Origin of the sequence: Brevibacillus sp. SKDU10 (assembly GCF_001645205.1) — a bacterium.
Taxonomy (GTDB): domain Bacteria; phylum Bacillota; class Bacilli; order Brevibacillales; family Brevibacillaceae; genus Brevibacillus_B; species Brevibacillus_B halotolerans.
On record NZ_LSSO01000208.1, the window covers coordinates 24,859 to 38,244 of the forward strand.

Below are 13,386 nucleotides of genomic sequence, written 5' to 3' on the forward strand. Positions count from 1 at the left end.
CCAATTGAATTGTGAGGCAAAAGGAGTGAACGATATGGCGAAGAAAGCCCCTGAAATCCAAGAGTATCAATATGGATTCCACGATAAAGACGTTTCGATTTTCCGTACGAAAAAAGGTTTAACTCGTGAAATCGTAGAAGAGATTTCTAAAATCAAAGAAGAACCAGAATGGATGTTAGAATTCCGTTTAAAAGCACTAGACATTTTCTATAAAATGCCAATGCCTAAATGGGGCGGCGACCTCGATGAATTGGATTTCGACAACATCACTTACTATGTGAAGCCATCTGAAAAAGCTGGTCGTAGCTGGGATGAGGTACCAGAAGAAATCAAGGCTACCTTTGACAAGCTAGGTATCCCAGAAGCTGAGCAAAAGTTCTTAGCTGGTGTATCTGCACAGTATGAATCTGAGGTTGTTTACCATAACATGCAAGAGGATTTAGAGTCTCTAGGTGTTTTATTTACGGACATGGACTCGGCTGTACGTTTATACCCTGATATCGTGAAGGAGTATTTTGCGACAGTTATTCCGCCAGCAGATAATAAATTCGCGGCGCTTAACTCTGCTGTATGGTCTGGTGGATCCTTCATTTACGTGCCAAAAGGTGTAAAAGTAGAAACTCCACTCCAAGCATACTTCCGCATTAACTCAGAGAACATGGGTCAATTCGAGCGTACACTAATCATTGCGGACGAGGATAGCTTTGTTCATTACGTAGAAGGCTGTACGGCGCCAATCTACAGCACAGATTCTTTGCATTCTGCTGTAGTTGAAATCATTATTAAAGAACGCGCTCGTTGCCGTTATACAACGATCCAGAACTGGTCTAATAACGTATATAACCTAGTAACCAAACGTGCTGTAGCGTATGCTGATGCAAACATGGAATGGATTGATGGAAACATCGGTTCTAAGTTAACGATGAAATATCCTGCCGTTATCATGAAAGGACCACGTGCTAAAGGTACAGTTCTTTCTATCGCAGTAGCGGGTAAAGGTCAGCATCAGGATGCTGGTGCGAAGATGATCCATCTAGCGCCTGATTGTACTTCCACGATCGTATCTAAGTCTATTTCCCGCGATGGCGGTAAAGTAACATATCGTGGTCTAGCTCAATTTGGTCGTAAAGCAGAGGGTGCTAAATCTAACATCAAGTGTGATACATTGATTTTGGATAAATTGTCTACTTCAGATACGATCCCATACAATGAGATCATGAATGACTACGTGACGCTTGAGCATGAAGCGACTGTATCTAAAGTATCTGAAGATCAATTGTTCTATTTGATGAGCCGCGGCTTAAGTGAAGCGGAAGCTACAGAAATGATCGTAATGGGCTTTATTGAGCCATTCACAAAAGAATTGCCAATGGAATATGCCGTTGAAATGAACCGTCTGATTAAGTTCGAGATGGAAGGGTCTATTGGATAACCTTGTTGTATCAAGGGTTTTCGGCTTCGGAATTACGGTTTGTCCGGAATTTGCCCGGAATTTTAAAATTGAACATACCGTTCGTACTGATCAAAGTGTCATCCTCAATCTTCTGGTCACGTGAAGATTATGTCGGCGGTAACTTTTACATTGCGTGTCCGAGTCTCTCGGACACGTTTTTTACATTTGTGCTTGAGTTCCAAAGTTGGAACGGCATGGAGAATACAGGGAGGAAAACATCGCTTGCATTGATTAAAAATTTTGAAGAGCATACAATGGCTACAATCGGTCAGTTTGTCAGTTTTTCAATCAGGATGTATTTGGGATAAGCATAAAAAGAGAGGATTGTAAGCGATGGAAGATATTTTAGACCAGGTAGCAAGACTAGGAAAGCGGCTTCATCAAAAAAATATAACGTTTGCCCTAGGTGGCAGCACTCTATTATACAGCTTAGGATTAGAAAGTAACTTTCGTGATATAGATATCACCACAGATGCATCATTAGACAAGCTATGCGAAGCATTTACGGAATATCCTGTGACAGTAGGGATTTCCGGTGATGGCATATACAACACTCATTATCGCTTATCGGTGGAGCTACATGGAAAAGAGATTGATTTTATGGGGAATTTTTCCGTGAAGACAAAAACGGGTATATGTCACCTTCCCTGCCTGCCAGCTTACGAATGGAGAGGCATCCCAGTCTGCGCTCCTGAGGTATGGGCTGTAGCTTATCAGCTAATAGACCGTAGGCAAAAAGCAGATAGAATATATGGATATCTTGAAAAGAACGGTCCCAATCTAGATGTTTGTAAACGATTACTGCAAGAACCATTGCCTGAGGAGGTTACAAAAAGATTATTGTCCCTTAGCCAATTATATTCATAGTCTTAACAAGGATTGAGGAAATAAGCATATTTCTTGTCTAGCCGATAGGAATATCCTGTCCTTTTTTGGCGGATATTACTTTTATATACAGATTATACTCCCGACTTCCCTGCTAGTAAAAAATAAGAAGATGTATAGGAATAGGGGGGACAAGGTAATGTCTACATTCATGAAGAAAGAGATTTCTCTCCTACATTTTATTTTAGTCATTACTAGCATTGAACTTGGAACAAGCATTTTGACACTTCCTGCAGAGCTTGCACAGGTATCTGGAACGGATGGCTGGATTTCCATTATCATTGGATATGCCCTGTCCACCGTAGTTAGCTTATGCATTATAAAGGTCATGTCAAAGCATCCAGGAAAGACAATGCTACAAATCCTCCATCTTTATTTCTCCTCTATAATAGGAAATGTAATGATGGTTATCTGGATTATATATGGCTTTATTAGTGCATTCTCTATTTTTGTTTCGAGCATCTTCATTATTAATGAATGGATACTGCCAAATACGCCCAATTATTTTATTGGTGTTCTATTTATTGTTCCTATCTATATAGCAATACGCGGTAGCATTCGAGTGCTTAGCGGATTTCAGGTTGTTGTGTTTTTTTCAACTTTATGGTTATTACTAGTCCTCCTTTTCCCTTTAGATCAAAGTCATTTCGTGTTTCTGCTGCCAATTCTAAAGGAGGGCTGGGAGCCTGTTATTCAAGGTGTACGGATCGCCGTGTTTCCCTTCCTAGGCTTTGAATTGGCCTATCTTTTTTATCCATACATAAAGAATAAAAAGCATGCCGCAAAGGGCATTATTATTGCCAATTCAATCACGTTGCTGATCTATTTGGAAATCACTATTATATGTTATATGGTTTTTAGTCCTGATGAGATTACAAAGTATATCTGGCCTACCCTAACATTGGTCAAGCCGATACGTTTCGCATTTTTGGAGCGCTTTGAAATTGTCTACGTCTCTTTTTACATTCTCATTTTTTTATCATCCGTTATCCCGTATCTATTTTTTGTTACAGAAGGTATCTCTGAACTTACGAAAAGAAGAGAACGGTCACAGCTATATATTATTTTAGGGATTTTTATAGTGAGCTATCTGTTTTATCAGCCGTACTTTACTAACATAAACTTGTTTAATATCCTTTTAGCTCCTTTTTCTTATATCGTAGCTTTTGCTTTTCCCGTTTTCTTTTGGCTATACGTGATGCTTGTACCAAAAAGAAAAGGCACTTGATTCATTGCTTACACTAAATCGACAATAAAGCTAAAAACTCTTGCCTATGACGCTACGTCACCCTGTAAGATGGGAAAAAGCAAGAGAGTAAGAAGAAGACTTTCTGCTAAGGAAAGTCTTTTTTTATTGGTAATGAAAGAAGAAAAGAAGGAAAAGCTTAACGAGGATTTGTTCATTGAAGGGAGAGGCTAAAAATGTCTAAGACGTCATTTGTCTTACATGATACAGTATCTATTTATAAACAGATGCTGAATTTATCTGTTGAGAAGCAAACCGAGATGTTTCGATATAAGCTTATGAAACCATTTGAAGCAATGTGGAAAACAATCGGTGTTCCACTGAAGGCTACTGCGGAAAATGGCTATGATGTCATTATGGCTTCACAAATGCTAGGCTTGTGGGTTCCAAGTAGTTCAGATTTATCGGCATTAAAAGAAGAAGTGCGTAAACTAGAACAAATACATGCAAATCATTTGGCTGAAAGGGTCCTGGAAGAAGTAGTGGAAGAGTTCTCGAAAATAGGTTATAACCTCCCATTAGAAAAGATACACTACGCCCTGCTTATTGGAAACAGCATGAGTGATGAAATGCAGCTTGTTCAAGGTTATTCAGGTTTTGCTGGTATCCCGGGGTATATTCAGATCTATATTTGTCCAAATGACGATACGCTACCAAGACTGCCGCATGTAATTGCTCACGAGTTTAACCATCAGGTGCGTTTTTGCTATGAACCATTTCGATATGGAGATATAAGTGTGGGGGAGTACGTTGTGATAGAAGGGTTGGCAGAATCCTTCGCTGTTCATATGTATGGTGAGGAACGAATTGGCCCCTGGGTTACCCATTTGGTGGGGGATGAGCTTGCGTATTCTGCGAGAGTTATTCGGGATTCCTTACATGTAAAAGGGTTTAGCGAAGTAAGAAGCTATCTGTTCGGTGATGATCTAGCTGATAAAATGGGGTATCAAAAGGTTGGATTATCGTCGTATGCGGGTTATGCTGTTGGTTATCACCTTGTCCAAGCATATCTTAAGAAAACAGGGAGAAGCATTATGGAAGCAACCTTAACACCCGCAAATCAAATAATAGCAGAGTCTTGTTTTTTTGAATAAATGTCGATACAAGCATCTTTATAAATTCAGATAAGCTATGCAACTATTTTCATTTTAGAGAGCAATCAGCAGCTAGATTGATGCAAAGGAGATGCTACTGTGGAATACAAAGAGTACCGTACAGGTGAATTTGCTAAAGTAGCAGGGGTTAGCATTCGAACACTTCGTTATTATGACAAGGTAGGGCTGCTTTCCCCTGCTAAGCATACAGAAAACGGCTTTAGAATTTACACGAGTAATAATTTAGCTAAACTACAACAAATTTTGACACTAAAATATTTAGGCTTTTCATTGGAGGAAATTAAAGCTCTTCAGCAAATCCAGCCAGTCGATTTAGAGGAATCATTACAGATGCAAAAGAAATTGATGGAGGAAAAACGGGAGAAGCTCGATCAAGTTATTTCCGCGTTAGATTATGCCTGTCTGCTAGTGAAGCAGGAGCAAAGCGTGAAATGGGATGCCATTATTGACCTGATTAAGGTGATTCATCTGGAGGATAAACATTGGTGGAAAAAATATTACACAGAGGAACAGCTAAGCCTGCTTGATCAACGTCAGGAAATGTATACAGAGATGGAGCAAAAGCATGATACGCTACGCTGGAATATTGTCGTAGAAGGGTTTAAAAAGGCCTTTGCTCAGAACAAAGCGGTGGAAAGCGAGGAGGTGCAGATGTTAGCTCAGGAGTGGCAAAGCCTTATCTATGCTTTTACCAAAGGAGATGCGGATATGTATCAGAGCTTGCATACTGCTCATACAAAATCACCTTTACCCATGCCGTATACGGAAACAGAGGGACTATATATTCAGGAAGCGCTAGCCGTATATACGAAGCGTCAGACCTTGGAGAACGGTCAAGCAGACATGTAAACATATTTGAACTGTTAATCTGCTAGTGAAATCCGGAAGAATATGGTAGAATATTGAAAAAGTGTTAATGGCAAGGTGTTGGTTAACATGAAATTCATCCAATCTTCCGCGTGGAATTTACTGGCAATCATTCTTTGTTCTCCGTTACTATTTCTCACCATGTATATGGACTACAAACAAGGTAGCGCATGGATGTATTTATTGTCCATGATCTTATTGCCCTTGTGTGTGAATCAATTCAGATATATGCTGGGGGGCATTGCTATTTCAATGGTTCTAACCATAGCTCTTGCACACTATTTTATGGGTGGAAGCGATGCTTACTTTGAGCCATTGACAGCAGAGCTGGTCGCATTAATTCTTTCCGGGCTGTACGCTTTTCCGCAATTGCTGATATATCAGGTAATTAAACTGGCTTTTCAGAAAGAAAGATCAGAATAGATTGAAAAAATAGCGGTTACAGTCGATTCGGTAACCGCTTACACTATTTTTTTTAGAAATTGAATAAAAACCCTTGTATTTTTAAAATAAATCTGCTATATTATTTCTTGTATGAAACGTATGGACAGGTGTCCGAGTGGCCGAAGGAGCACGATTGGAAATCGTGTAGGCGGGGTCGACCCGTCTCGTGGGTTCAAATCCCACTCTGTCCGCCATTTTACTTTATCTTTTATTTTCATACATGGCGGTCGTGGCGAAGTGGTTAACGCATCGGATTGTGGCTCCGACACTCGTGGGTTCGATTCCCATCGATCGCCCCATCTTATTTTAAAGACATATAACTGCTACGATTAAAACCCCTTTGTTGTTCAAGGAGACTTGAAGACAAGGGGTTTTTTGATGAATTCGGGTATTTGATGGAACCGTATGTATGATGTAGCATAGGCTTATATAAGGAGAATTTTCAAGAGAGGGGGAGACAGATGTTTCTGCTTAAAATAATGCTACTGATGATCGCGTTTCTTTTCCTGCTTTTCTTTCTCTATCTCATATCTAAGAAGAAGGAGTGTACGAAACAGCCGGAAATGCTAAAGGTCTGGCTGGGTGTCGTCGAGCAGGCGGTTACTGAAGCAGGACCTCGCTCTATACAGCATTCTCAGAAACAAGGGTCCCCAGATATTTATCATAATGAACCGAAAAATAAGGAAACAGATGTGACTTGGCAAAAGTGGATCAAGTCGCATTATCAAGCATTCTTTCATGACCAACCAGTTGATCAGGTTTCGATCCAGCAGGATACAGAGGAGATAGCGGTGCTTCTGTATCCGTGTAACCGCAGTCGAGGATGGTTTACGTATGCGACTTGTGGCTGCGCAATAAAGAATGGCTCAGAATATATCATTAGCACTTATGAAAAACATCAGGAATTGCCTATACTGATTGAACACATTATACAACAGGCTGTAGAAATAGACAGTTCTACTAATGAGCAGCTCTTTTCGAGCGGTCAACCATTTGGGACACATCATGGTTTTACACATGTCATTTGCCTGCCTCCTGTTTTTGAACCAGAAGGATTTGCTCATTTCACCGATGGAAAAGAACTTGTGAGCATATACATGCTAGTTCCTTTATGGCCCACAGAGGCTGAGTTTGTAAAACAAAATGGTTGGTCTGAATTAGAAGCTATCTTCATAGAAAATGATGTAAATACTTTAGAATGGAATCGAGCCTCTGTCATCTAAATTAGATGATTCGGAGGTTTCTTTTATATGGGGATAAAGTATAGAATAAAATTGATATCATCAAAGCATAAAGACACTCCTGTTGAAAGAATACGGAAAGGACAAAAAAAATGATGGAAATTATCTGGAAATTATGAAACCGTATGCTAATCGAAACGTATAAACAAGTGCAAGATAAAATGATTGCACCCTTTTATGCACTTGACTTAATTCTAGGATGAGGTGTTTGCATGGGGACATGGGATATTATTTTTCTTAGCTGCATAGGACTTGGATTCTTGTTTGCTATTGTGTTGATGTTTGTTGATCATAGTCATGCCCTTACAGGTGGTGTAGAAAGCCCTGTATTACAACCTGTTTGTGTGGTGAGTGCTATTACAGCCTTTGGTGCTTGCGGATTTCTTCTGAATCGGTTCACATTACTTTCCATCACAAGTGTCGTGTTACTTTCGGCTGGTAGTGGTCTACTGCTTGCTGCAGCGGGGTATTTTATCTGGATTCGACCCATGAAAAACGCTGAAAATTCAACAGGCTATTCGCTTACCCAATTGGAAGGGCAAATTGGGGAAGTTGTTACCACCATCCCTGCCAAGGGATATGGAGAAATTATCATTACAATGCTGAGTGGGACTAGTAACCAAATTGCATCTAGCCAAGATCAGGTTATGATTCCTCAGGGTTCTCGTGTCATAGTTGTCAAAGTAGAGGATCATGTTCTACAAGTGATTCCCTTTGAATAAATGCTAGATGAATACATAAAGGAAGGATGTTTGCTAATGGATTTTGACATCATTGTGCTTGGACCTATTATTGCTGTAATCGCTGTTTTTGTAATCCTTGGTATTGCGTTTTGGGCAAGGTACAAAACAGTAGGTGCTGATGAAGCAATGATTGTAACAGGGAGTGCACTTGGTAGCAAGAACGTATTGACTGACGAATCAGGCAACAAAATTAAGATTGTACGAGGTGGAGGTACGTTTGTTCTACCAATTTTCCAGCAAGCGAACTTTTTAAGCTTATTATCACATAAATTGGATGTATCTACCCCAGAGGTTTACACAGAGCATGGTGTGCCTGTGATGGCTGACGGTGTGGCAATTATTAAAGTTGGCGGTTCTATAGAAGACATTGCTACAGCGGCGGAACAATTTATGGGGAAACCAGATGAGTCGCTACGTTCTGAAGCTCAGGAGGTTCTGGAGGGGTATCTACGTGCCATCCTTGGAAGCATGACAGTAGAGGAAATTTATAAGAATCGGGAGCGCTTTGCCCAGGAAGTGCAGGCAGTAGCTGCCAAAGATTTGAAAAAGATGGGGCTGTCTGTTGTAAGCTTTACCATCAAAGACGTTCGAGATAAAAATGGCTATTTGGCTGCGTTAGGTATTCCGCAAATTGCTGCGGTGAAAAGGGATGCTAGCATTTCCCAAGCAGAGGCTGATAAAGAGTCTCGCATCAAGCAGGCTCAAGCCGAAGAGCACGCTAAGAAGGCTGAATTATTGAAAGAAACCAACATTGCTGAAGCAGAAAAAGAAAAGGAACTCAAAATTTCAGAGTTTAAGCAGGAGCAAGACAGAGCGCGTGCTTCAGCCGACCAGGCATATTCATTACAACAAGCGAAGATGAAACAACAGGTTACCCAAGAGGAAATGAAAGTAGACATCGTACGCCGTGAGAAAGAGATTGAGCTAGAGGAAAAAGAAATTCTGCGTAGAGAGCGTCAGTACGATGCGGAAGTAAAGAAAAAAGCGGATGCCGATCGCTATGCTGTAGAGCAGGCGGCTGAAGCGGAGAAAGCGAAGAAAATGCGTGAAGCGGATGCTAAAAAATATAGTATCGAGGCAGAAGCGAAGGCGCAAGCAGAGCAAAAGCGCTTAGAGGGTCTTGCTTATGCTGATGCAGAAAGGGCACGCGGTACAGCCGAAGCGGAGGTAACTCAGCTCAAACTGGAAGCAGAAGCAGAAGGGAAGCGTAAACTGGCTGAAGCATACGAAAAGTTTGGTCAGGCGGCTGTATTAGATATTGTGGTCAAGATGTTGCCTGAGTTGGCCGAGAAGGTTGCTGAACCAATGAAAGCAATCGACAAAGTAACAATTATTGATACTGGTGGCGGGCAAGGAGACGGTGTAAATCGTTTAAGTACGAATGTCACTAAATTAATGACTCAGTTGCCAGAAATGCTAAAGGATGTATCTGGCTTAGATATGAATGAGATGATTGAGGGTTTCATGAAAAAGGGGCAGGTATCCGCACCAGAGATCAATCATGCTAAAGCTGAAGTTCTGGAAGAAGCTTCCGAGATTAGTAAGCTAACTGAGCAGATTCAACAAGAAAAATAGAACATTTATTACTGACTCGACCATAGTTTTTTTAAGATCAATTGGTCGTACGAACCCTTCTACCGAGGTTTATTGAGGTAGGAGGGTTTTTTATGAATAATAATTTGTAGCAAGAGTCAATACCCTTTACATACACTAGGGGGGTATAGTAGTATAAGAGAATGATAATGTAAATGATAAATTGAAAGGAGTTTGAACAAGATGGAAAACGTCGTATTACAAGTACAAGGTATGTCGTGCAATCATTGTGTGCAAGCGATTGAAAAAGCTGTAGGCAACTTAGAAGGAGTTGCTTCAGTCAAAGTTAGATTGTCTGAGGCAGAGGTGGAAGTAGCTTATGATTCTACGAAAGTAACAGTAGAAGCAATTAAAGAAACGATTGATGACCAAGGATATGATGTAGAATAAGAGAGAATAACGTATACACTATATAGAGAATATGAGAAAAAGGGGGGAATGAAATGGAGGGAGATTATCAACAGCTTTTACCTGATGAAAAGGAAAAAGGATGTTGTCAGGAGCGAACCAGTCATCATTCCGAAAAGCTAAAGGGGAATTTGCAATCCCGATTGAATCGAATTGAGGGACAGGTTCGCGGCATCAAGGGTATGATTGAAAAGGACGTCTATTGTGATGATGTACTAAATCAGATAGCTGCTGTTCAATCAGCGCTCAATTCCGTAGGGAAGATTCTATTGGAAGGTCATATGAAAAGCTGTGTAGTGGAACGCATTCAGGAAGGCGATCAGGAAGTAATTGATGAGTTGCTAAAAACAGTGGCAAAGCTAATGAAATAAAATGTATGGATTATAGCCTGCTAATTAAAGAAAAGCTCTCTTTTGTGTGTATATGAACACGAAAAAGAGAGCTTTTTGTCAGTAATGAGTATAACGAGTAATCTGTTGTATAAGAATAATCAGCCTATGCTATTGAATCTTAATTTCACCGCTAATAATCTTGTTGCGGAATTCCTCTACTTTTTTCCAAACATCCTCAGAGATATTTTTACGGGAAGATTCAGATAAGCCGACACCATTTTCTTTTAAACCAAGGGAAAGTGTTTTACCACCTTCAAATTTACCAGTCATGTAATTGGTAGCTACTAGATAAGCTGCTTCGTCTACACGTTTCATCATGGATGTAAGTGTCACGTCATCCCCGAATACAAGAGATTGATCCATGTCTACGCCAATAACCCACACGTTTTCACCTTTGCCTTTACGGGCTTTTGCTTCATTAAAGACACCGTCTCCAGACGCACCTGCTGCGTGATATAAAATATCAGCACCTTGGTTGTAGAGTGAGGATGCAGCGGATTTACCAGCATCAGGTTTATCAAAGGCACCAGTATAAATGGTGTTTACTTGTACAGAAGGATCAGCCGCTTTTACCCCTGCCAGGAAGCCTTTTTCAAAGCGTTTTGTAACAGGGATCTCAATACCACCAACAAAGCCGACTTTCTTTGTTTTTGATGTTAATGCGGCTACGACCCCAGCTAGGAAGGAGCCTTCCTCTTCTTTAAATACAACCGAAGTAACATTTGGAGCCTCAACGACTGTATCAATAACAGCAAGCTTTGCTTCAGGATTTTCCTTTGCTACCTTTTGTACGTGCTCCATGATTGGGAAGCCGATTCCAAAGGTTAAGTCCCATTTTTCTTTCACAAATTGATTCAAGTTTGGAATAATATCTGCATCTGAGCTGGATTGCAGGTATTGTACCTCAGCACCTTTATCGTTCTTTACCTTTTGCAAGCCTTCCCATGTACCTTGGTTAAAGGAGTTATCATTCACGGTACCTACAGAGGTTACCATCCCGATTTTTACACTGCTTTTAACATCTCCGGCAGGTGCTGCTTGTTTTTGATTGCCACATCCACTTAGTGCTAAAGGTAGTACTAATAGAAGTGGCAGCGCACGGCTAATCATTTTTTTCATGTTGTTTGTACCTCCAAAGAAAATGAGTAAAGAACGGCATTGCCGTAGCTCAAAAGCTAACAGAAATGCCGTTTTTATAAAAAGGTGTTACATCTTGTCTGGTACTGTAATTTCACCACTAATGATTTTTTGTTTAAACTCTTCGATCTTTTTCCAAACATCCTCGGAGATGTTTTTCTTTGTGGATTCAGCTAGCCCAACACCGTTCTCTTTCAAACCAAGAGATACCGATTTACCACCTTCAAATTTACCATTTAAAAGATCAGTAGATACTCGGTATGCAGCTTCATCAACACGTTTGATCATAGATGTCATTGTGATATCTTCGCCAAATACTTTGGATTGATCCATATCTACGCCGATAACCCATACGTTTTCACCTTTAGCGCGACGGTCTTTTGCTTCGTTAAACAAACCATCACCTGTAGAGCTTGCCGCATGGAACACAATGTCAACACCGCGGTTAAACATAGTGGAAGCAGTAGATTTACCAAGATCAGGTTTGTCAAATGCACCTGTGTAAAGGGAAACGATTGTAATATCTGGTTTAGCTGCCTTTGCGCCTGCTGTGAAGCCTGCTTCAAAACGTTTGATTACAGGCATTTCAATACCGCCAAGGAAACCAATTTTGCCCGTTTTACTACTTAGTGCAGCTGCTACACCAGCAAGGTAAGCCCCTTCATGCTCTTTGAACACGATGGATGTTACGTTTGGTGCGTCAACAACAGAGTCAATGATAGCAATTTTAGCTTCTGGATTGTCTTTCGCTACTTTTTGTACATGTTCGGACATTAAGAAGCCGACACCAAAAGTTAGATCCCATTTCTCTTTAATAAATTGATTCAAGTTTGGAATGATATCACTATCACTTGCAGATTGCAGGTATTGAGTCTCTGCACCAGTGTCTTTTCCAAACTTTTGCAAGCTTTCCCATGTCATCTGGTTAAAGGAATTATCGTTAACGTTACCAGTAGCAGTAACCATTCCTACTTTTACGTGTTTTTTTGCTTCTCCAGATGCGTTCCCGGTTTCAGGAGCTTTTGTTCCACAGCCGCTTAGAGCGAGTGAGAAGGTCAAAAGACCAGCACCGAGGATCGAATAAAGCTTTTTCATGATGAAAAATCCTCCCTTTTGTCTCTGCTACGTTTTGTTTAAATTGGGCAAACGATGAAATTCTATCAGACAAATAAACAAACGTCAATTGTTAGATTATTTACGTAATGAAGCCAGCTTCAAAATTCTAATGATATTCTGCTCATTTACAAGCAGGGTTATGTAATGTCCCGGCATTTGAGGATTGTCGAAAAAAGGAGTAAACTAATTATGGAAAGATTTTCTGCTGATTTCTGATGGGCAAGAACAACGGGGAAAATGAATGTAGCTTACACAAAAGGAAAAAGCTGGGCGGCAGGTCAGAAGCGGTTAGATTATCTCGTATGAATGCCGTTGCACATGTCCCTGGCTGATTTGATACAAAGCTAAATCAGGTATCTCAGTTGCAAATGACAAAATCCAGTAGCAAAGCTGGGGATAATGCCATCCACGTATATCTAGAGAAGAGGGAACGGCAGGAGAGAGCGGGTGAGTGTGCAAAACGCCAAGCCAGCTTTCTTGTTGTTTTTTCATCTGGGCTATTCTTTGAAAAAAAATAGACGGACTTACCAAAAAAGTGTCTGTTGAGGCAACTTCCGAAGAAGCAGGATAGAATGAAGTAATCATGTTTTGATGACCGCCTAATAATGCAGTAAATTCGTATGGCAATTGCTGTTTTGCTGCTGCGAGTAGCTGAGAAACTAGTGTTTTTGAGATAAGGATCGGCTGATCCGCATGAGAAAAGGGAGAACCCAATAGGGTGTGGTTCATAGCTACTATTTCTCCTT

General features: G+C 40.5%; 14 protein-coding genes and 2 tRNA genes. 13 read left to right on the top strand and 3 right to left on the bottom strand.

The annotated features are described in order from the left end of the window. Nucleotides 1-34: 34 nt before the first annotated feature. From sufB to AYJ08_RS21320, 13 genes are all read left to right on the top strand, one after another. Nucleotides 35-1,432: a Fe-S cluster assembly protein SufB gene (sufB, locus tag AYJ08_RS21260; RefSeq protein WP_003334570.1), complete on the top strand. Its 1,398-nt coding sequence runs from the start codon at nt 35-37 to the stop codon at nt 1,430-1,432. 354 nt (nt 1,433-1,786) lie between these two features. Continuing rightward, entirely contained in the window at nt 1,787-2,320 is a 534-nt protein-coding gene (locus AYJ08_RS21265; protein ID WP_064019373.1) for a hypothetical protein, read from the top strand. Between the two features lie 157 nt (nt 2,321-2,477). Continuing rightward, nucleotides 2,478-3,566: a GerAB/ArcD/ProY family transporter gene (locus AYJ08_RS21270; RefSeq protein WP_064019374.1), complete on the top strand. Its 1,089-nt coding sequence runs from the start codon at nt 2,478-2,480 to the stop codon at nt 3,564-3,566. Between the two features lie 194 nt (nt 3,567-3,760). After that, entirely contained in the window at nt 3,761-4,678 is a 918-nt protein-coding gene (locus AYJ08_RS21275; RefSeq protein WP_064019375.1) for a DUF2268 domain-containing putative Zn-dependent protease, read from the top strand. 99 nt (nt 4,679-4,777) lie between these two features. Next, the gene (locus AYJ08_RS21280; protein ID WP_064019376.1) at nt 4,778-5,548 is read left to right on the top strand and encodes a MerR family transcriptional regulator; all 771 of its coding nucleotides are present in this window, start codon (nt 4,778-4,780) and stop codon (nt 5,546-5,548) included. A gap of 87 nt (nt 5,549-5,635) precedes the next feature. Next, nucleotides 5,636-5,989, top strand: a complete 354-nt coding sequence (locus AYJ08_RS21285) for a hypothetical protein (RefSeq protein ID WP_064019377.1) — start codon at nt 5,636-5,638, stop codon at nt 5,987-5,989. 122 nt (nt 5,990-6,111) lie between these two features. After that, nucleotides 6,112-6,204 (top strand) — tRNA-Ser (locus tag AYJ08_RS21290). Between the two features lie 29 nt (nt 6,205-6,233). Continuing rightward, nucleotides 6,234-6,309, top strand: a tRNA-His gene (locus tag AYJ08_RS21295). A gap of 162 nt (nt 6,310-6,471) precedes the next feature. Then, nucleotides 6,472-7,233: a suppressor of fused domain protein gene (locus AYJ08_RS21300; protein WP_064019378.1), complete on the top strand. Its 762-nt coding sequence runs from the start codon at nt 6,472-6,474 to the stop codon at nt 7,231-7,233. Nucleotides 7,234-7,463: 230 nt separating this feature from the next. After that, nucleotides 7,464-7,973, top strand: a complete 510-nt coding sequence (locus AYJ08_RS21305) for an NfeD family membrane protein (RefSeq protein ID WP_031411546.1) — start codon at nt 7,464-7,466, stop codon at nt 7,971-7,973. Nucleotides 7,974-8,009: 36 nt separating this feature from the next. Continuing rightward, nucleotides 8,010-9,569, top strand: coding sequence for a flotillin lipid rafts scaffold protein FloT (locus AYJ08_RS21310; protein WP_064019379.1), 1,560 nt, complete (start codon nt 8,010-8,012; stop codon nt 9,567-9,569). A gap of 201 nt (nt 9,570-9,770) precedes the next feature. Next, the gene (copZ, locus tag AYJ08_RS21315; protein WP_064019380.1) at nt 9,771-9,977 is read left to right on the top strand and encodes a copper chaperone CopZ; all 207 of its coding nucleotides are present in this window, start codon (nt 9,771-9,773) and stop codon (nt 9,975-9,977) included. Nucleotides 9,978-10,030: 53 nt separating this feature from the next. Continuing rightward, the gene (locus AYJ08_RS21320) at nt 10,031-10,366 is read left to right on the top strand and encodes a metal-sensitive transcriptional regulator (protein ID WP_031411543.1); all 336 of its coding nucleotides are present in this window, start codon (nt 10,031-10,033) and stop codon (nt 10,364-10,366) included. Nucleotides 10,367-10,495: 129 nt separating this feature from the next. Here AYJ08_RS21320 and AYJ08_RS21325 read toward each other — a convergent pair whose 3' ends face one another. The 3 genes from AYJ08_RS21325 to AYJ08_RS21335 all read right to left on the bottom strand — a co-directional run bounded on the left by AYJ08_RS21325 (nt 10,496) and on the right by AYJ08_RS21335 (nt 13,369). Further along, nucleotides 10,496-11,506, bottom strand: a complete 1,011-nt coding sequence (locus AYJ08_RS21325; protein WP_064019381.1) for a BMP family lipoprotein — start codon at nt 11,504-11,506, stop codon at nt 10,496-10,498. Between the two features lie 87 nt (nt 11,507-11,593). Then, a complete protein-coding gene (locus AYJ08_RS21330) occupies nt 11,594-12,619 on the bottom strand; it encodes a BMP family lipoprotein (RefSeq protein WP_064019382.1) in 1,026 nt (341 codons plus the stop codon). A gap of 309 nt (nt 12,620-12,928) precedes the next feature. Further along, the gene (locus tag AYJ08_RS21335) at nt 12,929-13,369 is read right to left on the bottom strand and encodes a M67 family metallopeptidase (RefSeq protein ID WP_064019383.1); all 441 of its coding nucleotides are present in this window, start codon (nt 13,367-13,369) and stop codon (nt 12,929-12,931) included. Nucleotides 13,370-13,386: the final 17 nt, after the last annotated feature.

Coding starts and splice junctions, on each gene's coding strand:
- sufB (WP_003334570.1), top strand. CDS start 35: ATGGCGAAGAAAGCCCCTGAAATCCAAGAGTATCAATATGGATTCCAC.
- AYJ08_RS21265 (WP_064019373.1), top strand. CDS start 1,787: ATGGAAGATATTTTAGACCAGGTAGCAAGACTAGGAAAGCGGCTTCAT.
- AYJ08_RS21270 (WP_064019374.1), top strand. CDS start 2,478: ATGTCTACATTCATGAAGAAAGAGATTTCTCTCCTACATTTTATTTTA.
- AYJ08_RS21275 (WP_064019375.1), top strand. CDS start 3,761: ATGTCTAAGACGTCATTTGTCTTACATGATACAGTATCTATTTATAAA.
- AYJ08_RS21285 (WP_064019377.1), top strand. CDS start 5,636: ATGAAATTCATCCAATCTTCCGCGTGGAATTTACTGGCAATCATTCTT.
- AYJ08_RS21300 (WP_064019378.1), top strand. CDS start 6,472: ATGTTTCTGCTTAAAATAATGCTACTGATGATCGCGTTTCTTTTCCTG.
- AYJ08_RS21305 (WP_031411546.1), top strand. CDS start 7,464: ATGGGGACATGGGATATTATTTTTCTTAGCTGCATAGGACTTGGATTC.
- AYJ08_RS21310 (WP_064019379.1), top strand. CDS start 8,010: ATGGATTTTGACATCATTGTGCTTGGACCTATTATTGCTGTAATCGCT.
- copZ (WP_064019380.1), top strand. CDS start 9,771: ATGGAAAACGTCGTATTACAAGTACAAGGTATGTCGTGCAATCATTGT.
- AYJ08_RS21320 (WP_031411543.1), top strand. CDS start 10,031: ATGGAGGGAGATTATCAACAGCTTTTACCTGATGAAAAGGAAAAAGGA.
- AYJ08_RS21325 (WP_064019381.1), bottom strand. CDS start 11,506: ATGAAAAAAATGATTAGCCGTGCGCTGCCACTTCTATTAGTACTACCT.
- AYJ08_RS21330 (WP_064019382.1), bottom strand. CDS start 12,619: ATGAAAAAGCTTTATTCGATCCTCGGTGCTGGTCTTTTGACCTTCTCA.
- AYJ08_RS21335 (WP_064019383.1), bottom strand. CDS start 13,369: ATGAACCACACCCTATTGGGTTCTCCCTTTTCTCATGCGGATCAGCCG.